At 60.9% G+C, this 19014-nt stretch carries 22 protein-coding genes; 7 read left to right on the top strand and 15 right to left on the bottom strand.

Features of this window, described 5'->3' with window-relative positions; genetic code table 11:
- Nucleotides 1-109 precede the first annotated feature (109 nt).
- From JFU58_RS01560 to JFU58_RS01540, 5 genes are all read right to left on the bottom strand, one after another.
- Nucleotides 110-463: a gamma-glutamylcyclotransferase family protein gene (locus tag JFU58_RS01560; protein WP_008434891.1), complete on the bottom strand. Its 354-nt coding sequence runs from the start codon at nt 461-463 to the stop codon at nt 110-112.
- A gap of 17 nt (nt 464-480) precedes the next feature.
- Entirely contained in the window at nt 481-1143 is a 663-nt protein-coding gene (locus tag JFU58_RS01555) for a M24 family metallopeptidase (protein ID WP_201139733.1), read from the bottom strand.
- Between the two features lie 158 nt (nt 1144-1301).
- Nucleotides 1302-1577, bottom strand: coding sequence for a hypothetical protein (locus JFU58_RS32510; RefSeq protein ID WP_161635744.1), 276 nt, complete (start codon nt 1575-1577; stop codon nt 1302-1304).
- 130 nt (nt 1578-1707) lie between these two features.
- Nucleotides 1708-2286: a DUF4337 domain-containing protein gene (locus tag JFU58_RS01545; protein ID WP_008434886.1), complete on the bottom strand. Its 579-nt coding sequence runs from the start codon at nt 2284-2286 to the stop codon at nt 1708-1710.
- A 54-nt stretch (nt 2287-2340) separates the two neighbouring features.
- Entirely contained in the window at nt 2341-3225 is an 885-nt protein-coding gene (locus JFU58_RS01540; RefSeq protein WP_201139732.1) for a LysR family transcriptional regulator, read from the bottom strand.
- A gap of 96 nt (nt 3226-3321) precedes the next feature.
- On the opposite strand from JFU58_RS01540, the gene JFU58_RS01535 reads away from it, so the two are divergent.
- A complete protein-coding gene (locus JFU58_RS01535; protein WP_177025765.1) occupies nt 3322-4290 on the top strand; it encodes an SDR family oxidoreductase in 969 nt (322 codons plus the stop codon).
- Here the strand turns inward: JFU58_RS01535 and JFU58_RS01530 are convergent.
- Nucleotides 4277-4633 carry a DUF2784 domain-containing protein gene (locus tag JFU58_RS01530; protein WP_063028044.1) on the bottom strand — a complete coding sequence of 119 codons (357 nt, stop codon included), beginning with the start codon at nt 4631-4633 and terminating at the stop codon, nt 4277-4279. The two genes, JFU58_RS01535 and JFU58_RS01530, sit on opposite strands and share 14 nt — an antisense overlap.
- A gap of 24 nt (nt 4634-4657) precedes the next feature.
- Nucleotides 4658-5554: a LysR family transcriptional regulator gene (locus tag JFU58_RS01525; RefSeq protein WP_201139731.1), complete on the bottom strand. Its 897-nt coding sequence runs from the start codon at nt 5552-5554 to the stop codon at nt 4658-4660.
- A gap of 97 nt (nt 5555-5651) precedes the next feature.
- Between JFU58_RS01525 and JFU58_RS01520 the strand changes: the two genes are divergently transcribed.
- Both JFU58_RS01520 and JFU58_RS01515 read left to right on the top strand, forming a co-directional pair.
- Nucleotides 5652-6500 (top strand): oxidoreductase, encoded by an 849-nt coding sequence (locus tag JFU58_RS01520; RefSeq protein WP_063028048.1) that lies wholly within the window; start codon nt 5652-5654, stop codon nt 6498-6500.
- 104 nt (nt 6501-6604) lie between these two features.
- A complete protein-coding gene (locus JFU58_RS01515; RefSeq protein ID WP_177043010.1) occupies nt 6605-7291 on the top strand; it encodes an HAD-IA family hydrolase in 687 nt (228 codons plus the stop codon).
- Between the two features lie 117 nt (nt 7292-7408).
- Here the strand turns inward: JFU58_RS01515 and JFU58_RS01510 are convergent, their stop codons facing one another.
- Entirely contained in the window at nt 7409-7801 is a 393-nt protein-coding gene (locus tag JFU58_RS01510) for a YbaN family protein (protein ID WP_177043011.1), read from the bottom strand.
- Between the two features lie 20 nt (nt 7802-7821).
- A complete protein-coding gene (locus JFU58_RS01505; RefSeq protein ID WP_017477430.1) occupies nt 7822-8409 on the bottom strand; it encodes a UPF0149 family protein in 588 nt (195 codons plus the stop codon).
- A gap of 330 nt (nt 8410-8739) precedes the next feature.
- Here JFU58_RS01505 and recQ point away from each other — a divergent pair, with 330 nt between their 5' ends.
- Both recQ and JFU58_RS01495 read left to right on the top strand, forming a co-directional pair.
- A complete protein-coding gene (recQ, locus tag JFU58_RS01500) occupies nt 8740-10866 on the top strand; it encodes a DNA helicase RecQ (protein WP_177071210.1) in 2127 nt (708 codons plus the stop codon).
- A gap of 121 nt (nt 10867-10987) precedes the next feature.
- Nucleotides 10988-11422 (top strand): MarR family transcriptional regulator, encoded by a 435-nt coding sequence (locus JFU58_RS01495; protein WP_017477432.1) that lies wholly within the window; start codon nt 10988-10990, stop codon nt 11420-11422.
- Between the two features lie 132 nt (nt 11423-11554).
- Here the strand turns inward: JFU58_RS01495 and JFU58_RS01490 are convergent, their stop codons facing one another.
- Nucleotides 11555-13744, bottom strand: coding sequence for a patatin-like phospholipase family protein (locus JFU58_RS01490; RefSeq protein ID WP_177025769.1), 2190 nt, complete (start codon nt 13742-13744; stop codon nt 11555-11557).
- Between the two features lie 83 nt (nt 13745-13827).
- Here JFU58_RS01490 and JFU58_RS01485 point away from each other — a divergent pair, with 83 nt between their 5' ends.
- Nucleotides 13828-14115 (top strand): SelT/SelW/SelH family protein, encoded by a 288-nt coding sequence (locus tag JFU58_RS01485; RefSeq protein WP_093207434.1) that lies wholly within the window; start codon nt 13828-13830, stop codon nt 14113-14115.
- Between the two features lie 10 nt (nt 14116-14125).
- Here JFU58_RS01485 and JFU58_RS01480 read toward each other — a convergent pair whose 3' ends face one another.
- The 3 genes from JFU58_RS01480 to JFU58_RS01470 all read right to left on the bottom strand — a co-directional run bounded on the left by JFU58_RS01480 (nt 14126) and on the right by JFU58_RS01470 (nt 16367).
- Entirely contained in the window at nt 14126-14407 is a 282-nt protein-coding gene (locus JFU58_RS01480; protein WP_063028059.1) for a hypothetical protein, read from the bottom strand.
- A gap of 131 nt (nt 14408-14538) precedes the next feature.
- Nucleotides 14539-15420, bottom strand: a complete 882-nt coding sequence (locus JFU58_RS01475; RefSeq protein ID WP_093207442.1) for a DMT family transporter — start codon at nt 15418-15420, stop codon at nt 14539-14541.
- A gap of 155 nt (nt 15421-15575) precedes the next feature.
- Complete coding sequence (locus JFU58_RS01470) at nt 15576-16367, bottom strand: AraC family transcriptional regulator (RefSeq protein WP_201139730.1); 792 nt, start codon at nt 16365-16367, stop codon at nt 15576-15578.
- Between the two features lie 133 nt (nt 16368-16500).
- On the opposite strand from JFU58_RS01470, the gene JFU58_RS01465 reads away from it, so the two are divergent.
- Nucleotides 16501-17310 (top strand): UDP-2,3-diacylglucosamine diphosphatase, encoded by an 810-nt coding sequence (locus JFU58_RS01465; RefSeq protein ID WP_003214618.1) that lies wholly within the window; start codon nt 16501-16503, stop codon nt 17308-17310.
- A 149-nt stretch (nt 17311-17459) separates the two neighbouring features.
- Here the strand turns inward: JFU58_RS01465 and JFU58_RS01460 are convergent, their stop codons facing one another.
- Nucleotides 17460-18656, bottom strand: coding sequence for an amino acid aminotransferase (locus JFU58_RS01460; protein WP_201139729.1), 1197 nt, complete (start codon nt 18654-18656; stop codon nt 17460-17462).
- A complete protein-coding gene (locus JFU58_RS01455) occupies nt 18656-19012 on the bottom strand; it encodes a 4a-hydroxytetrahydrobiopterin dehydratase (protein WP_003214616.1) in 357 nt (118 codons plus the stop codon). The genes JFU58_RS01460 and JFU58_RS01455 overlap by 1 nt, the downstream gene beginning before the upstream one ends.
- Nucleotides 19013-19014 lie beyond the last annotated feature (2 nt).

The following is a 19014-nucleotide window of genomic DNA, read 5'->3' as shown; positions in this document are numbered from 1 at the left end:
GTCGCCATGACGGCGACCGAAAGACTATAGACCTGGCATTACGATGCGGGCAGGGCATGCCTTCCGATTGATCTGTAGGAAATCACTCCGATTGACCAGCTGCACGCTCTCAAGCCTGCACATACACCCAAGCCGTCAACCCCGAAGCCAGCCCCACCGAAACCCGCTTATAGTCCGACACCTCATACGCATCCGCCGCCGCCAGCTCCTGCTCGGTAATCTGAAACACCATCCCCTCAACACTGTCCTCATTCCGCCCGCTCGGCGAAACAATCGGATGATGGGTCTTGCCACTCGCAGCCAACACCTCGGGATCGGTAATCTCTACCCAGCTTGTCGAATACCCCAGCATCGCATCCTGCTGGCCCACCAACTCTCGACCAAAGTTGGCCAACTGCACAGCCTTGTCCTGCAACGTGCCGTAGGAAAACAACAGCACGGGAAATTCGGTCGAGCGTTCCATCTTTATTCCTTGAAAAGTTAAGCCAGCAAATCTTCGTAAAACGCACCATAAGCCCCGCCCGGGTGCGCGATCTGTATCTCCAGAATCCACAGCCCTTCATTGGGATACTGGTCAAAGTCCCCAAGATCACCGCCACGATAAATCGCATGGGGGAAATCGCTGACGCGGTGCCCTTTGATGTCCAGGTTCAGCACCCAACCCATTTCCTTCGCTTGTTCTTCGGCAAAACGATACAGCTCCAGGCCGACGACTTTGTCGTTCCTCCAGCGCTGCTCAACCCGATCAAACAACGCTTTTGCCGCGCTCGCACACGCGGCCATCTCTGGGTCGTTGCCGGTGCTGAATGTCGCCCCCGCATCACCTTCATGGCCTTGCCACACGGCGCCCATGTCGATGAAGTAGATGTCGTTTTCCCCCAGCACCGGGTCGCCGTCGGAGCGTTCCTTGAAGGTCTTGAGGGTGTTGGCGCCAAAGCGCACCAGCAGGGGGTGCCAGATGCGCTGCATGTCGAGGTCGGCGAGGACCTTTTTGCCGAGTTCGCGGGCTTCGGATTCGAGCATGCCGGGGCGGATGAGCCTGGACAGCGCTTCGATGGCGCGCCAGGTCATGGCCTGTGCGTAGCGCATTGACTCGATGCTGTAGGCGACGCCCACAGCTTCCTTGGATGATTGTGCGGTCACCGGCTTTTCCTCGGCTTTATAGTGTCAGGCGTTATGCGTTTTACTATATAGCGAGTAGGTGTAGGACCCCAAGCGGATATGCCGGAATATGCCGATGTTTTCTGACGCGAGGGGGCTGGTGAATATAAGTGAGTCTAGGAGGAGGGGGTATCAGATGGTCAGTAGAAGATTCCCGCAAGATTGCCCTTTTCTACGAATTCACGCGGCTCGCGTAAAATTTGCTCCAGAATTGAGAGTCTCGAGCTGCCTTCTTCGCGTAGAAGGGTACCGACGAGTAGGCCTCTTTTAAGCGTCGCGAGCCCTGCGCCCGCCTTTCGGCTTCCTGGATGCTCAAAGCTCCACTTTGCCAGATTTCCATCCAGAAGCTGTCGGCCCGCAGTGTCTCGGAAGGTTTTGTTTGCGAAGTCGTAATAAGCATTTCGTACCTCCGGCACGTTGCGAGCGATGGCGAGTTTTATAGTCGGTTTGGTTTAGGGATAGCTACCAGCGAAACGCGACGTGACGTAACGTCGTGTTTCTGCTTTTTCCGCGCTCCACGTTCGAAGGGCGATGAAAATCCAGCTCTCAAATATGCAACCACGCCATCCCGCCCAACACCACACTCACCCCACCGGCGGTATACGCCATGCGCTTCAACCATTCCTTCCTTGTCAACAACGTAATCGCCGCCAACGAAATCGCGATCTGAATCGCGGTCATCGCCTGTGCCCAGCGGTGATGTTGGTGCAGTGCCTGTTCGGACTTTTCATCCCATTCTTTCGAGGTGGCTTCAAGCTTTTCGGCTTGTTTGCGCACGTCTTCCTTCTGGGTTTTGTAACGCTCGATCTCGTCGGTGTAGTGCTTGGCATCAACCCCCGGAATATGGGTCGCCAGCTCGGCGAGGTTCTGCCGGCTGGATTTGGCCTGGTAGTAGTTCCACTGGTTGGCGGCTTCGGTCTTGAAGATGGCGGCGTTGTTTTTGTCCATCGCCGCTTCGCTTTCGGTGGAGCCGGCCTGGTAGCTGAGCATGGCGCCGACGGTGGCCATGATGGCGGTCATCACGGCGATGCGGCTGGCGAAATTGTCCCCGCTGCGGTGGGCATGTTCGGTGGCGTGTTCGACGTGTTTTTCGTGGGGGCTGGGAACTTCGAAGGCTTCGGACATGGGGGCGTCTATGAAGGGATTGAGGGACTCTGATTCTTCACCAGCGAAGCTGTCTCAATCCTGTACGTAATGCTGCAAACCGGCCACCAGGGCATCAAAGGTGACGCGGCAGCGTGGGCTGTTGCGCAGGTCTTCGTGCATGGTGACCCAGGTGTCCAGTTGCAGGGCAAAGGCGTCGGGCATGACCCGGCTCAGGCGGGTGTCTTGCCGGGCCAGTTTGACCTGGCAGCCACCGATACCGGCGCCGGCGCGGATCAGTGCCAGTTGTGCGAGGTCGCTGTCGCTGCTGAGGGAAAAGGCGCTGCGGTCGAAGCCTTTGACGGCCAGGCTGCGGATGAAGGCGCTTTCCTGGTCGTAACCGATGACTGAGTGGGCTGTCAGGTCATTCAGGCTCTGGGGCGTGCCGTGTTGTTGCAGGTAGTCGTTGCGGGCGTGCAGGCCGACTTCGATAACGCCGATGCGCTTCGCCAGCAGTTGTTCCTGGCTGGGTCGGACCATTCGCACGGCGATGTCGGCCTCCAGTTGCAGCAGGTCGAGCAGGCGATTGCTTAGCACCAGTTCGACCTTGAGGTGCGGGTGCTGCTGGCGCAGGCGGGTGATGATCGGCGGCAGGACTTCCACGCCGATCACTTCGCTGGCAGACACCCGTACCACGCCGCGTACTTCCGGGCCTTGTGGAGAGGCGGCCCGCTCGAGGGCGGCAGCCGTGGTTTCCATGGTTTCGGCATGGGTGCGCAGGGTGAGGGCGACGGCGGTGGGCAGCAGGCCGCTGGCGGAGCGGGTGAACAGCACCACGTTCAGGGATTTCTCCAACGCAGCGATGTGCCGCCCGACGGTGGGTTGAGTGATGCCGAGCTGCCGTGCGGCCCCCGACAACGATCCTTCCTTGAGTACGCCGAGGAATGACCGGTAAAGCTCCCAACCAATACTTGATGCCATGCATAAATGTATAGCGTCTGGATGATCTTCGGCAATTCCTCTATAGCCTGCCGGCGAACAGAATCGCCCCATCAAACAACCCTCAGGGGAAAAAGCATGAACAAGGTTCTGGTTTTGGGTGCGACGGGCGGGATTGGTGGTGAGGTGGCACGGCAGTTGTTCGCTGCGGGCTGGCAGGTGTGCGCCCTGACGAGGGATGTGGATAAGGCTCACAAGCAGAATGCCGATTTCACCTGGATAAAAGGTGATGCGCTGAACCGTGAGGAAGTCATCGCGGCGGCCAAGGGCTGTTCGGTGATCGTGCATGCGGTGAATCCGCCCGGTTACCAGCGCTGGGCGGAGCTGGTGCTGCCGATGATCGACAACAGCATCGCGGCGGCAGTCGCTGAAGGGGCGACAATTGTTCTGCCGGGCACGGTGTACAACTTCGGGCCGGATGCATTTGCGCGGTTGGAGGAGGATTCGCCGCAGCATCCACTTACCCGCAAGGGCGCGATCCGGGTGGAGATGGAGCAGCGTTTGCTTAAGTCGACCCAGCAGGGCGCACGGGCGCTGATCGTGCGGGCGGGCGATTTTTTCGGCGCCAAGGCCGGCAGTAGCTGGTTTTCACAAGGGTTGGTCAAACCCGCGAAGCCGGTGGCCAACGTGAGCTATCCAGGCGCGCCAGGCGTGGGGCATCAGTGGGCTTACCTGCCTGACGTGGCGAGGACCATGGTCGAGTTGATTGCACGCCGCGACAACCTTGATGCCTTCGCCCGCTTTCATATGGCGGGGCACATAGACGCTGATGGTCGGCAGATGAGCCAAGCGATTCAGCGGGTGGTGGCACGCAGGACCGGCCAGCAGCCCTCTGTCAGGGCTTTCCCCTGGTGGTTGCTGAAACTGGCCGCGCCCTTTGTCACCACCTTCCGCGAGATGCAGGAAATGCGCTACCTGTGGCAAACCGAGGTACGCATGGATAACCGTCACTTGGTGCAGGTGCTGGGCAGCGAACCCCACACACCGTTGGATGAGGCGGTTGAGGCGACGTTAGTTGGTATTGGTTGCCTGCCTAAGAGCGCCTGATCAGGCGCACATACACCGCGATGTTGATCAACAGCACCAGCGCGCCCAGCCCCAATTGGATCTGCGGCGTCAGCCCGGCCGGGTAGATCAGGGTCAGGATGTAATGCTCGATAAACCCGCCGCCATAACCGTCCTGCCCGGCAAGGTGGCGAAACAGGTTTTCCCAGCGGGTCAGCGGGCAGGGCAGGTGGAACACTTCCACCGCAACGCCCCAGGCAGCAGCGGGCAAATGCAGCCACATCACGGGCCGCCATTTGAGGGCGAGCAAACCGCCAAACAGCACGAACAGAATGAACGACAAATGAAACAGCACCAGGCCGTCAGCGGCGAAGCGGTAGAGCATGATTGGGTTCGCTTTTTGAAAGGATCAGGTCCCGAATTCTTCCTTCAGGAACTCGATGAACACCCGCAATTTCTTCGGCGTGTTCGTACGGTTGAAGTAATACAAATACAGCGCGCTGTGGGCAATCCAGTCGTCCAGCACCTCCACCAACTCACCGCGTTGCAAGTACTGCTCGACGCTGGAGCGCGCCACGTAGGCAAAGCCAAACCCGTCCAGCGCACCGCGCACCATCAATTCAACATCGTTGGTCGCCAGCCGGCCTTTTACCGTAACCCGCATCTGCTTGCCGGCTTTTTCAAAGTCCCAGCGGTGCAGCGAGCCGGTCTGCGCACTGCGGTAGTTGACGCACTCATGCTCTAGTAAATCGTGGGGATGAGTGGGCAGTTTGCGCCCCTGCAAATACTCCGGCGTGGCGACGATGACGAATCGCAACTGCGTCGCCACCGGCACCACCACCATGTCTTCGGCCAGCACATGGTCGTAGCGGATGCCCGCGTCAAAACCCTGGGCGACGATATCCACGAGGCTGTTGTCCACCGCCACTTCCAGGTTGATGCCCGGGTATTTGCGCAGGAAGCGCTGGAGCAACGGTTGCAGGACCATTCGGCTGGCGGTGGAGGGAATATTCAGGCGCAAGGTACCGGCGGCGTCGACCGTAGCCGCTGCTACGCTGTGCAGGCTGGTTTGCAGCTCTTCCAGCAGCGGCGTGATCTTCTGGATCAATTGCTCGCCGGCCTCGGTCACGCTGACGCTGCGGGTGGTGCGGTTGAGCAGTTGTACGCCCAACTGTTTCTCGAGGGCGCGCACGCGATGGCTGACGGTCGACACCGAGAGGCTGCTGGCGTCGGCCGCCTGGGTGAAGCTTTTCGAGCGGGCAACCTGCAGGAACAGTCGCAACTGCTGAAAATCGGGCGTTTCCATTGTGTGGTATTTCCGAAAGGGCCTTGCAGATTATGCATCTTTTTAGCAAGAAGAGCGGCGCGCATACTTTTCCTACACACACGAGGATTGGCCCTTTATGACGACTTCCACCGCAAAACCCGTCTGGTTCATCACTGGCTGCTCCACCGGTTTCGGCCGCCAGCTGGCGTTGCACACCCTGAGCCTCGGCTACCCGACCGTGGTCACCGCACGCAATACGCAACAGGTGCAGGACATCGTCGCCGGTCACGAAGACAACGCGCTGGTTCTGACGCTGGACGTGACCGACCAGGCCCAGGTCGAGGCGGCTGTCAAAGCGGCTGAAGAACGTTTCGGCCATATCGACGTACTGGTCAACAACGCCGGTGTCGGCTACTTCGGCTCCTTCGAAGAAAGCGACCTGGATGACGTGCGCAACATGTTCGAAATCAACGTATGGGGCCTGAGCGCCATGACTCGCGCGGCCTTGCCCGGCATGCGCGCCCGGCGTTCGGGCAGCATCGTGAACATTTCCTCGGTGGGCGGTGTGGCGGCGTTCCCGTCGCTGAGTTTCTACAATGCGACCAAGTTTGCGGTGGAGGGCCTTTCCGAGGCGCTGTCCCAGGAAGTCGCGCCGTTGGGCATCAAGGTGTTGCTGGTCGAGCCGGGCCCGTTCCGTACCGACTGGGCCGGACGTTCGGCCAACGAGGCGGCTCACGGGATTGCCGACTACAAAGAAACGGCGGTGGCCCGTGCCAACATGGTCCGCAACTACAGCGGCAAACAGCCGGGTGATCCGGTGCGTGCAGCGATTGCCATCGTCAAGGCGGTGGAGGCCGAGCAGCCGCCATTGCGCTTGCTGCTGGGCAAGGCGGCGTTGACCTTTGCGCGGACCAAGGTGAAGGCATTGAGCGCTGATTTTGATGCGTGGGCTGAGGTGACTGAGGGCGCTGATTTTCCTGAGTGAAACGCTGACAGGGTTCGGGACAGGCTCGTAACGGTTGCTAGCAGCGCAGGCGGGCCGTTATTGTGCTGAATCCTTTTAGTCCTTTTGCCCACGGATCTGTAGTGATGAATGCACCGCGTACCGCTGTCCCGATCAAGGCTGTCATTTTCGATATGGACGGGTTGTTGCTGGACACAGAAGGCATCTACACCGAAGTCACGCAGATCATCGCCGAACGTTACGGCCGTACCTATGACTGGGGGATCAAGCAGCACATCATTGGTCGCGGCGCCCAGGACCTGGCGGATTACGTGGTCAAGGCTTTGGACCTGCCGATTACGCCCGCCGAATTCCTGGTGATCCGCGAGCCGCTGATGAGCGAGCGTTTCCCCAAGGCGTTGGGCATGCCGGGCGCTGAAGCGCTGGTGCGGCACTTGAAGGCGCATAACATTCCGATTGCCGTGGGCACCAGTTCGTCGCGCAATTCGTTTGGTCACAAGACTACGCTGCACCGTGAGTGGTTTGGGCTGTTCGACACTATCGTGACCGCGGATGACCCGGAAGTGGGGGCGGCCAAGCCTGCGCCCGATATCTTCCTCACGGCGGCGCGGCGCTTGGGTGTGGCACCGGAGGATTGCCTGGTGTTTGAAGATTCGCCGTTTGGCGTGACGGCAGCCAAGGCTGCGCACATGACCGCGATTGCGGTGCCGGATGAGGCGATGGCGGACAGCAAGTATCACCATGCGGACCAGATTATTCGCAAGTTGGCGGAGTTTGATCTGGCGGCGTATGGCTTGCCGCCGATGCGTTGATCCCTCTGAAGCCACTGGATCAAAAATGTGGGAGCGGGCTTGCTCGCGAATACGGTGTGTCAGCCGATACATGTGCTGACTGATCCACCGTATTCGCGAGCAAGCCCGCTCCCACATTTAGTCCTGCGGTGCCTTGGGCAATGTCTTCTGCCGCAAAATATAAACCGTCACCAACACCGCACTGGTCAGCATGAACCCTCGCGCCCAGATCAGCGGCACCAGGTAGCAGGAAAACCCGATACTCACCCACATCAACCCAATGGCATACACCTTGCCCTTGAGCGGAATCCCGTTGCCATCCAGATAGTCACGGATCCACGGCCCCAGGCGCGGGTGTTCCACCAGCCATTGGTAGAAGCGCGGGGAGCTACGGGCGAAGCAGGCGGCAGCCAGCAGCAGGAAGGGAGTCGTGGGCAGCACCGGCAGGAAGATGCCGATCACCCCAAGCGCTACGCTCAACCAGCCGATAGCCAGCAGAACGTAACGCGTGATCACAGAGCGATTGCCCATGGGCGCCACGGGCAAGGGTCTTAGTGGTGGCGAGGCTTGAGGATCGCCGGCTTTTCGTCAGGGGCGTTGCACAGCAGGTACAGGGCGGTCAGCGCTTCCGGGATCTGAACGATCATGTCGTCCATCAGGTTGGCGTCGGAGGCGATGTCGGAGAACTCAGGTTGCTCGTCGAACAGGCCGGAACCGACCATGATCGGCAGCAGCATTTCGCTGACTTCTTCTTCAGCCGTTTCGAACCAGGCCTCTTCACGCAGGAACACGCCTTCCATGAAACCGATGCACCAGCCGCGCAGTTCGGAATCATCCGGATCTTCACCGAGGTCCAGGTCGCAAGGCAGTTCGAACTCTTCATCTGAAGCCAGTTGGCGGCCAATGTGAGCCTTGAGGGCCAGCAGGGTCGATTCGATTTCTTCGCGCTGGGCGGCATCACTGTAGTGAGGCTCTTCGGAGAACAGGGCGTCGATCCATTCACGATCAGGCACGACATCGGAGCAGATCGACAGCGCGGTCAGATAGCCGTGGGCGGCCACGTAGTCCAGCGCCTCGTCGTGCAGCTCATCGGCATCGAGGAAGGCTTGCAGGCGGGTTAGTTGCTCAGCGAAGGACATTGACGGACTACCTTGGGAATAAACGATGGGCAATTCTAGGCTTTCTTGAGCTGCCAGGCCAGCTTGTGGGAGCGGGCTTGCTCGCGAAGGGGACAATTGGGTCTACCCGACGGAATGAATTCCCAGCATTTCGGGCCATTTAATGGGCCTGGGCAATTCACCAACGGCACCCTTTGCCGGGTGACCCTCGGGTATACTGCCGCGTTTTGTGATGCCCCTACAGGCCAAGCGCCAGTCGCGGGAAAAGTTCGCTTACGGATTATTTCCCGCTCAAGCGTGCTTTTTCGACCAGCCTGTACAGAGGGATTTCGGCGATATTTGGAGTTTTTCATGCTCGAGCAGGCTCAACGCGTCCTCAAGGACATCTTCGGCTACGACAGTTTTCGTGGCCGCCAGGGTGCGATCATTGAGCGCGTGGCCAACGGCGGTGACGCCCTGGTACTGATGCCTACCGGCGGCGGCAAGTCGCTGTGTTTCCAGGTGCCGGCACTCCTGCGTGAAGGGCTTGCAGTGGTGGTGTCGCCGTTGATCGCCTTGATGGACGATCAGGTGGCCACTCTGGAAGAGCTCGGCGTGGCGGCTGCCGCGTTGAACTCCACCCTCAGCGCCGAACAGCAGCGCGACCTCGCCGCCCGCATCAAGCGCGGTGAAGTGAAGATGCTTTACCTCGCCCCCGAACGGCTGGTGCAGCCTCGGATGCTGGCGTTCCTGCAGAGCCTGGAAATCGCCCTGTTCGCCATCGATGAAGCCCACTGTGTGTCCCAGTGGGGCCACGATTTCCGTCGTGAATACTTGCAACTGGGTCAACTGGCGGAGCTGTTCCCCAACGTCCCGCGCATTGCCCTGACCGCCACGGCCGACAAGCGCACCCGCGAAGAAATCGTCGAGCGTCTGCACCTGCAAAACGCCGAGCGGTTCCTCTCGAGCTTCGACCGACCTAATATTTTTTACCGCATCGTGCCCAAGGAACAGCCGCGCAAGCAGTTGCTGGCGTTCCTTTCCGATCGGCGCAGTGACGCCGGCATCGTCTACTGCCTGTCGCGCAAGAAAGTCGACGAGGTCGCCGCATTCCTCAGTGAGCAGGGCTACCCGGCGCTGCCGTATCACGCCGGCCTGCCCAACGAACTGCGGGCGTACCACCAGAAGCGCTTCCTCAACGAGGAAGGCTTGATCATGGTCGCTACCATCGCGTTCGGCATGGGCATCGACAAATCCAACGTGCGCTTCGTGGCCCACATGGACCTGCCCAAATCCCTCGAGGCGTACTACCAGGAAACCGGACGTGCCGGCCGTGATGGCCTGCCGGCGGATGCCTGGATGGTCTACGGCCTGCAAGACGTGGTGATGCTCAAGCAGATGCTGCAGAACTCCGAAGGCGACGAGCGTCACAAGCGCCTGGAACAGCACAAGCTCGACGCCATGCTCTCGCTGTGTGAAGAAACCCGCTGCCGTCGCCAGACCTTGCTCGCCTACTTCGACGAAGACATGCCTCAACCCTGCGGCCACTGCGATAACTGCGTGGACGGGGTGCAGACCTGGGACGCCACGGAACCGGCGCGTCAGGCGTTGTCGGCGATCTACCGTACCGGCCAGCGTTATGGTGTCGGCCATCTGGTGGACGTGCTGCTGGGCAAGGACAACGAAAAGATTCGCAGCTTCGGCCACGAAAAACTCTCGGTCTACGGCGTCGGCAAAGACCGCGCTGAAGGCGAATGGCGCTCGCTGTTCCGGCAGATGGTCGCCCGTGGCCTGGTGGACATCGACCTGGAAGGCTACGGCGGCCTGCGCCTGAACGACAGTTGCCGGCCGCTGCTCAAGGGCGAAGTCAGCCTGGAGCTGCGCCGCGACCTCAAGCCGCAAACCACCCCCAAAACCAGCACCAGCCAAGCCAGCCAACTGGTGCGCTTCGAAGAGCGCGAACAGTGGGAAGCTTTGCGTGCATTGCGCAAGAAGCTGGCGCAGGAACACAGCGTGCCGCCTTACGTCATCTTCCCCGACTCCACGTTGCTGGAAATGCTCCGCGAGCATCCCACCACCCTGGGCGAAATGGCCAGGGTCAGCGGCGTCGGTGCGCGCAAGCTGGAGCGTTACGGCCAGGCGTTCCTCGAAGTGCTCGGCGGCCAGGTCGAGGCGCCGAAAGAGGTGGCCGATATCCGCCACGAGTTGATCAGCCTGGCCCGTGCCGGCATGACCCCGATCCAGATCGCCGGGCAGTTGCAGTGCTCGGAAAAAAACGTCTACACCTTGTTGGCGGAATCCATCGGCAAGCAGCAGTTGTCGTTGGAGCAGGCCCTTGATTTGCCGGAAGATTTGCTCGGCGAAATCCAGGATGCATTCCTGGACGGAGAAGGCGAATTGCCACCTGTTTCCGAGATTGCGCCGCTGTTTACCGGGCGCGTTCCCGAGGGCGTTTTGTACTGCGTAAGGGCCGCTTTGCAGTCGGAATTCGAGATTTGATGTGCCAATTACGACAATGTAACGAATCAGTACATACCGGGTCTTGCCTACTGGCATGGGTCATGCTTAGCTGACTAATAATTAGCCACACTTTATTTTCAGTCTAATCCATGAGTTTTTTATGCCGTTAACCGATCAACACCGTTTTGGCATGCAGTTGGCGCAGATGTCCCGAGGTTGGCGTGCCGAGCTGGATCGTCGTCTGGCAGGTCTGGGCTTGTCCCAGGCACGCTGGCTGGTGCTGCTGCACCTGGCCCGTTTTACCGAACCGCCGACACAGCGTGAGTTGGCGCAAAGTGTTGGGGTAGAAGGGCCTACATTGGCGCGTTTGCTCGACAGCCTGGAAAGCCAGGGCCTGGTGCAACGCCAGGCCGTTGTGGAAGATCGCCGCGCCAAGCGCATCGTGCTGTGCGATACCGCGAAGCCGTTGATCGAACAGATTGAAACCATCGCCACGGCCTTGCGCCATGAGCTGTTTGTGGGCGTCGACGAAGAGGATCTGCGGGTGTGCATGCGGGTGCATGAGCACATCCTCGGGAATCTCGAGAAGTCCTGATCCCAAGTACACAGAAGATCAAAAATGTGGGAGCGGGCTTGCTCGCGAAAGCGGAGTGTCAGTGAATACATGTGCTGACTGACACACCGCCTTCGCGAGCAAGCCCGCTCCCACATGGGTTTTGTGGCGTAGTCAGAACGTCTGCCCCAGGTTCAGATACACGGCCTGTTGATTGTCATCGTTAAACCCGTAACTGAAATTCAACGGCCCCAGCGGCGTATCAAACCCCAGGAAAATACTGGCGGCGTTGATGTACCCGCTGTCGTATTCATTGTCGTTGTTCCACGCTCGCCCGCGCTCCAGTGACGCGCCCAGGTACAACGGGAAGTCCAGCGGCAAGTAAGACCGCGGCGTCAGCCGGCGGTAGTAAACCGCGCGCATCAGGCTGATGTTCTGCCCCGCAATCGCATCCTCGCGAAAGCCCGACAACTGCCGCGCGCCCCCCAGCAGGAAGCTGGAAATCACCACATCCGACTTATCCAGAGTGCGCCCATAACGCCCGCCGAGGATCAGCGTGTCCGGCCCGCTGCTCATGGCTTTGTCCAGCTTGAACTCCCACTGGCGATAGCGCTGGTCCGAACCCAGCCCCGGTTCGAACTCCCGGAAGGCCAAGCCAATGTCTTCGCCGGTATGGGGGAAGTACACGTTGTCGAACGAGTCGAAGGAGTACTTCAGCTCATAGAAGCCCTCGCTGAAGTTGATGCTCGGTGAATCCCGGTCACCAATGCGCACATCCGCCTTGCCCCAGGCCTCGCCGACGCCGAAACGAATCTCGCCGCTGTTGCCGATCTGCCGGCCCACGTTCAAGCCGAAGCCGTAGCGTTCCAGGCGGTACTCGGAGATCGGGTTGTTGTCTTCGATCAGTTCAACGTTTTGCGCCTGGGCACTGATATAGGGCGCGACGAAGTACCGCGAGCCGGTGTCCATCGGCTGATAGAACTCGCTGTAAAGCTCCTGCTTGTCACCGATCTGCACCCGCGTCAGCCATTCGGCGCCGAGTCGGTTGATGCCGTTCATGCGGTAGCTGGCGCCGAGGTTGAAGGCGCTGTCGCCGCGCATGTCATCCGACAGGTTCAGGCCCAGGCGCAGGTAGTCGGTGCCGCTGCGTTTGCCTCGGGCGCTGATGACCAGGGTATTGTCCTTGCCCTTTTTCACCACGCGGTATTGCACCTGCTCGAAGTAATCCAGGCCGTAAAGGGTGCCCATGTCGGTTTGCAGGCGGGCCATGTCCAGAGGCTCGCCGAGGTTCTGGCGGATGTAGTAGCGGATCACCTCGTCGCCCACCTTGGAGTCGTTTTCCACTTTGATCGCGGTAATCACGGGATTGCGCTCGCCGGGCGTGCGGGCGGCCACCAGGGACGGGTCTACCGGCTCGGCCGGGCGCAAGTGGGCCAGGCGTACGTCGAGGGCGCGGGTGGCGCGGTAGCCCGCGTCGATCATGTCCTTGGCGCGACCGAAATCCGTCACGCCGTAGGCAGCCAATGGCGGCTGGATCAGTACGTCGCGGGGGGCCAGGGCCTTGAGTTGTTCTTCAGAGTTACGCCGGGTCATCAGCGTGATGGACTGGTTGAGCACGTCCACCACGGTGTTGAGTTGCTTGCGTGAACGCAGCGGGGTGCCGATGTCGACGACGATGGCGATGTCGACCCCCATTTCCCGCGCCACATCCAACGGGATGTTATCGGTCATGCCCCCGTCCACCAGCAGCCGTCCATCCAGCTCTACCGGGGCAAACACCGCCGGGATCGACATGCTGGCGCGGATCACCTGGGGCAGGTGGCCTTTGCGGAACACCACCTTTTCACCACTGGTGATGTCGGTGGCGACGGCGCGGAAGGGGATGGGCAGCTTGTCGAAATCCCGTACGTTACTGGTGTGGGCAAACATGCTTTCCAACAGCAAGGCCAGGTTCTGACCCTGGATCACCCCCAGTGGCAGGCCCAGGCTGCCGTCGTCGCGGAAGCTGAGTTTCTGTTTGACCAGGAAATCCCGGTCATCCTGCTTGCGCCGGAACGGTACATCTTCCCGTGGCGGCGCGTCGGACAGGGCGAGCCTCCAATCGATGCTCAACGCGAGTTTCTCCAGCTCATCGATCTTGTAGCCCGAGGCATACAGCCCGCCGATCACTGCGCCCATGCTGGTGCCGGCGATCGCATCGATGTGGATGCCTTGCTCCTCAAGAGCCTTGAGCACGCCAATGTGCGCCAGGCCACGGGCGGCACCGCCGGAGAGCACCAGGCCGATCTTCGGGCGCGGGTTTTCGACGGCTTGGACGAGGACAGGGAGCAGGCACAGCAACAGGCAGGACAACAGGCGGCGCATCATCAATCTCAAGGCAGGACGATAAAGGCCGCTATTATAGCCACTCGATCCTTTCAACCCGCCAAGCAGGAGCCAGTCAATTCATGTCAGCGGCCAAACCCGAGATTGTCATCACGTATTGCACCCAATGTCAGTGGTTGCTGCGCGCCGCTTGGCTGGCCCAGGAGCTGTTGAGCACCTTCGCAGACGACCTCGGCAAAGTGGCCCTGGAGCCGGCCACTGGCGGTGCGTTTCGGATTACCTGCGACGGTGTGCAGATCTGGGAGCGCAAGGCTGATGGTGGCTTCCCGGAAGCCAAGGTGCTCAAGCAACGGGTACGCGACCAGATCGACCCGCAACGGGACCTGGGGCATAACGACCGCGTGCAATAAGCATCAGCGCTTACTTGGTGGCCATCCGCTGTTTCACCCAACTGACGAGAACCGTCAGGACCAACCCGCCGACCCCGCCGCCGATGATGTTGCTGGCCAGGGCGGCAAGCGTCAGGTCAGTCGCGGTCTCGGTGCCGGTGATCAGAGAAACGATCTGGCCCAATACCAGGCCGCCGACCCCGCCAACCAGCGTATTGAGCCCGGTGCCCAGGCTGTGTTTGCCCAGGCCGGCGATCTGCCCGCCGATGGCGCCGCTGATCATTTGAAGGACCAGGCTGATGAAGATTTCCATGGTGCAACCCCTGCATCGCGTTGATGGAATGACCACTCGCTTGCAGCAACTTCAAAAAGCACCCGGGCTGTTGTCGAGAAGTCTGGATCCGTTGAACGACCACACACTGTCACGGACACACAAAGTATAGATCAGGCCGTGGCGGCCGGCTGCTTGGCCGGTTTGGCGTTGCCCATCAGCCCGGACACCACGATGGCCACGATGATCAGTGCGCCGCCCATCAGCATGCGCAGCGTCGGGGTTTCGGCAAACAGCAGCCAGGCCATGGTGATGCCGTACACCGGCTCCATGGCAAACACCACCGCGGCGGTGCGCGCCTTGAGTACCGCGAGGCTGGCGACAAACAGGCTGTGGGCCAGGCCGGTGCAGAACACCCCGAGCAGGCCGATCCATAGCCAGTCCAATGCGCGCACCTCCGCGAGCCCAGGCGCAGCCACCGGCAACAGGCACAGCGCGACCACCACGTTCTGGCACAAGGCTGCCTGCACCGGCGGGATGCGCCCACTGGCGCGGTTGTTCAGCGACAGCAGCGAGAACAGCAAGCCGGAACCGACGGCCCACAACAGGCCGCTGGTGGCCTGGCTGGCGAGGTTGAAGTCCGGCGTGACCAGCACCAGGCCGATGCTGACCAGCACCACCAGCAGGATTTCGTTGGCGCGAATCCGCTCGCGGAAAATCAGGCCTTCGAGGATCACCGTAAAGGCCGGGAAGGTGGCGAAGCCCAGGGTGGCGATGGCCACGCCGGCGACCTTCACCGCGATAAAGAAACTCACCCAATGCCCGGCCAGCAACAGGCCGCTGACCAGCAGGCGGCGCCAGTCGCGGGCTTGCAGCCTCTGCCAGGTGGTGTTGCTGGCGAAACGCGCAAAGATCGCCAGGGCAAGCACCGCGAACGCGGCGCGACCGAACACGATAATTGCCGGCGAGGCGGCCGCCAGCTTGCCGAACACGCCAGTGAGGCCAAACATCAATGCGCCGATATGCAGGGCGCCGAGGGCTGTGCGGGGAGTCATTGCGATCCTTAGACAACGGGTTTACAGGATCGCAGTCTAGAGGGTTGCAGGCGTTCGCGTCTGTCGTTGGGCTCGCGGGTTTTGTCGCAGGGCTCTTACCAGGAAGCGATCCCCTGTGGGAGCTGGCTTGCCTGCGATGCAAGCGACTCGGTATTTCAGAGCGCGCGCGGTGATGCTATCGCAGGCTCGACAGCTCCTACACCGGGCGGTGTTCGTCTGAAGGCTCGGGGCGAGAGGCCAAACTCCCGCAACATCGCCGCAGCAAATGCACTTTGCGAACCGTAGCCAACCCGCGCGGCAATCTCGCCGATGGGCAATTGGCTGTTGCGCAACAGGTCGCGCGCCATCTGCAAGCGCCGGGTACGGAGGTAGTCCATCGGCGTCTGCCCGCATTCCGCGATAAACCGTGCATGCAGACGGGCGACGGACAGGTCGGCGATCTTCGCCAGGTCTGCTACTTGCAGCGGGTGTGCGGCGTGCCGCTGAATATGCGCATCGAACGCGGCATAGGGCAGGCGCTTGCCCGTCGGCGGCTGTACGAGATTGAGGCTGGCCAGCAGTAATACGGCGCCTTGCTGGGCGATCAGCGGGTCGTCCACCGGGCTGTTCGCCAGCCACTGCACCAGTTGGCTTTGGCGATTGTCGAGGGTCAGGTGGGCGGACTGGTCGAGCAAGCGACGGCTGGCGTCGGCATGCTCCCCCAGGGACTGAGCCAACCAGTGTCCATCGGGCACGTCCAGCACAAGGCAGCGGCTGCCATCGCGGCTGATACACGCGTGATGAGCGGCGTAGGGCAGCACCATCACGCTGCTGTGTTGTACCTGGCTGCCACGGCCATCCACCTCGAAGTCCAGATGCCCGGACAGGCCAAACACCAGCTGCGCGTGTTCATGGCTGTGGGCGATAGGCTCTTCGATGTAGTGGCGTAGCGTGAGGTTGGGTCTCATCGCAGTCTCCTGGGCAGGCCCGCAGTTTACATCGCTTCACCGGCCTTGGGCGCTGTCATCAGACTGACGCAACACTGTCATGGGCTATTAACCCCATGGGCGCAAGCTCGCGAAAACACCGTGAGGCATGCCCATGACCAGCGCCGAACTCGCCAAACCCAGCCGCAAGCAACGCGTGCGTACCCTGTGGATTTCCGACGTGCATTTGGGCACCCGGGATTGCCAGGCCGAACACCTCTCGCATTTTCTCAAGGGCTACCACGCCGACAAGGTCTACCTGGTGGGCGATATCATCGACGGCTGGAAGCTGCGCAGCGGCATGTATTGGCCCCAGGCCCATACCAACGTGATCCGCCGACTGCTGACCATGAGCAAGCGCGGCACCGAGGTGATCTACGTCACCGGCAACCACGATGAGTTTCTGCGGCGTTATTCGAAGCTGATCCTCGGCAATATCCAGCTGGTGGACGAAGCGGTGCACGTGACTGCCGATGGCCGGCACCTGCTGGTGATCCATGGCGACCAGTTCGATGTGATCACCCGGTATCACCGCTGGCTGGCGTTCCTTGGCGATTCGGCCTACGAATTCACCCTCACGCTCAACCGCTGGCTGAACCACTGGCGGGCGCGTTATGGCTACGGCTACTGGTCGTTGTCGGCGTACCTCAAGCACAAGGTCAAGACGGCGGTCAGCTTTATCAGTGATTTTGAAGAAGCGATTGCCCATGAAGTGACCAAGCGCGAATTGCACGGCGTGGTGTGCGGGCATATCCACCATGCGGAGATTCGCAAGGTGGGCGAGGTGGATTACCTCAATTGCGGGGATTGGGTGGAGTCGTGCACGGCGCTGATCGAGCACTGGGACGGGCATATCGAGCTGTATCGGTTGGCGGATGCCCAGGCGAAAGAGGCGCAGCTAAAGGCCGAAATGGTGGCGGGCTGAGCCTCAAACCCACAGACTCACAGACTCACTCAGTCTAAATGTGGGAGCGGGCTTGCTCGCGAATGCGGAGTGTCAGTCACCAAATAATTCGACTGCCCCACCGCCTTCGCGAGCAAGCCCGCTCCCACATTTGGAGCCGGTTTCTTCAGTCAGATGTGGGAAACATCCGCGATGGCTCCGGCCAACAGCGTCAACCGCGTCGCATCAATCCCCGCCACGTTCGCACGCCCGGAATTGACCATATACACGCTGTGCTGCTCCCGCAGTTGCTTCACCTGTTCCGCACTCAAGCCGGTATAGGAAAACATCCCGCGTTGCGCCGCGATATGCGCAAACCGCTCCGACAACCCATGGGGCGCCAGCGCCTCCACCAGCCCGGAACGCAGCTGCGCAATCCGCGCGCGCATCGCTTCAACTTCCTCGGCCCACTGCTTTTTCAGCCCGGCATCACCGAGAATCGTCGCCACGACTGCAGCACCATGATCCGGCGGCGTCGACCACAAATTACGCGCAATAAACGCCAACTGGCTGCGCACATCCGTCAGCTTCTCGGCATTCGTCGTGCACACAATCAGCGCGCCTACACGGTCGCTGTACAGGCCAAAGTTCTTCGAGCAAGAACTGGTGATCAGCACTTCAGGCAGCTCAGCCGCGAACAGCCGCACCGCCCATGCATCTTGTGCCAGGCCATCGCCAAAACCCTGATACGCAAAGTCGATCAGCGGCAGCAGCTCGCGCTCTTTGACAATCTTCAGCACCTGGCGCCAGTCATTCTGGGACAGGTCGAAGCCGGTCGGGTTGTGGCAGCAGGCGTGCAGCAGCACCACATCGCCTTTTGGCACGGTGGACAGGGTGGCCAGCATCGCCGCTACGTCCAGGCGATTGTCGCTGCCCACGTACGGGTAATGGCTGACCTTGAGCCCGGCCTTGGCGAAGATGGTTTCGTGGATCGGCCAGGTCGGGTTGCTCAGCCATACGCCACGGCCGGGCAGGCTGTGGGCGATAAAGTCGGCGCTCAGACGCAGCGCGCCGGTGCCGCCAGGCGTCTGGGTGGCGCCGGCGCGGCGTTCACTCAGAAGCGGCGAATCGGCGCCCAGCACCAATTCACTGATCAGCGTGCCGAACGCGGCATTGCCGTGGCCGCCGATGTAGGTTTTGGTGGTTTGTTGCTCCACCAGGCGCTGCTCGGCCAGTTTCACCGAATGGGGGATCGGCGTCAGGCCCTGGTCGTCCTTGTACACGCCCACGCCGAGGTCGAACTTGTTCGGGTTCGGGTCCTGGGCATACAGCTCCATCAGCCCGAGGATCGGGTCCCCGGGCACCCGGCCAATTGCGTCGAAATGCATTACTTGCGGCCCTCGGCATCCTTGGCCACTTCGTCGGTGCGCGCGGCCATGATGAAGTCGTTGCGGTGCAGGCCCTTGATGGAGTGGCTCCACCAGGTCACGGTGACCTTGCCCCATTCGGTGAGCAGGCCCGGGTGATGGCCTTCAGCTTCGGAGATCACACCCACGGCGTTGGTGAAGGCCAGGGCAAATTTGAAATTCTTGAACAGGAAGACCTTTTCCAGCTGCATCACGCCGTCGCGTACTTCGATGTTCCAGTCGGGGATCTGCTTGATCAGCACCGGCAATTCTTCGTCGCTGACTTGCGGGGCGTCGGCGCGGCAGGCTTCGCAGTGGGCTTGGTTCAACGTGGTCATGT

This window comes from Pseudomonas sp. TH34 (assembly GCF_016650865.1).
GTDB classification, from domain to species: domain Bacteria; phylum Pseudomonadota; class Gammaproteobacteria; order Pseudomonadales; family Pseudomonadaceae; genus Aquipseudomonas; species Aquipseudomonas yamanorum.
This window is presented reverse-complemented; position numbering and strand designations above follow the sequence as displayed.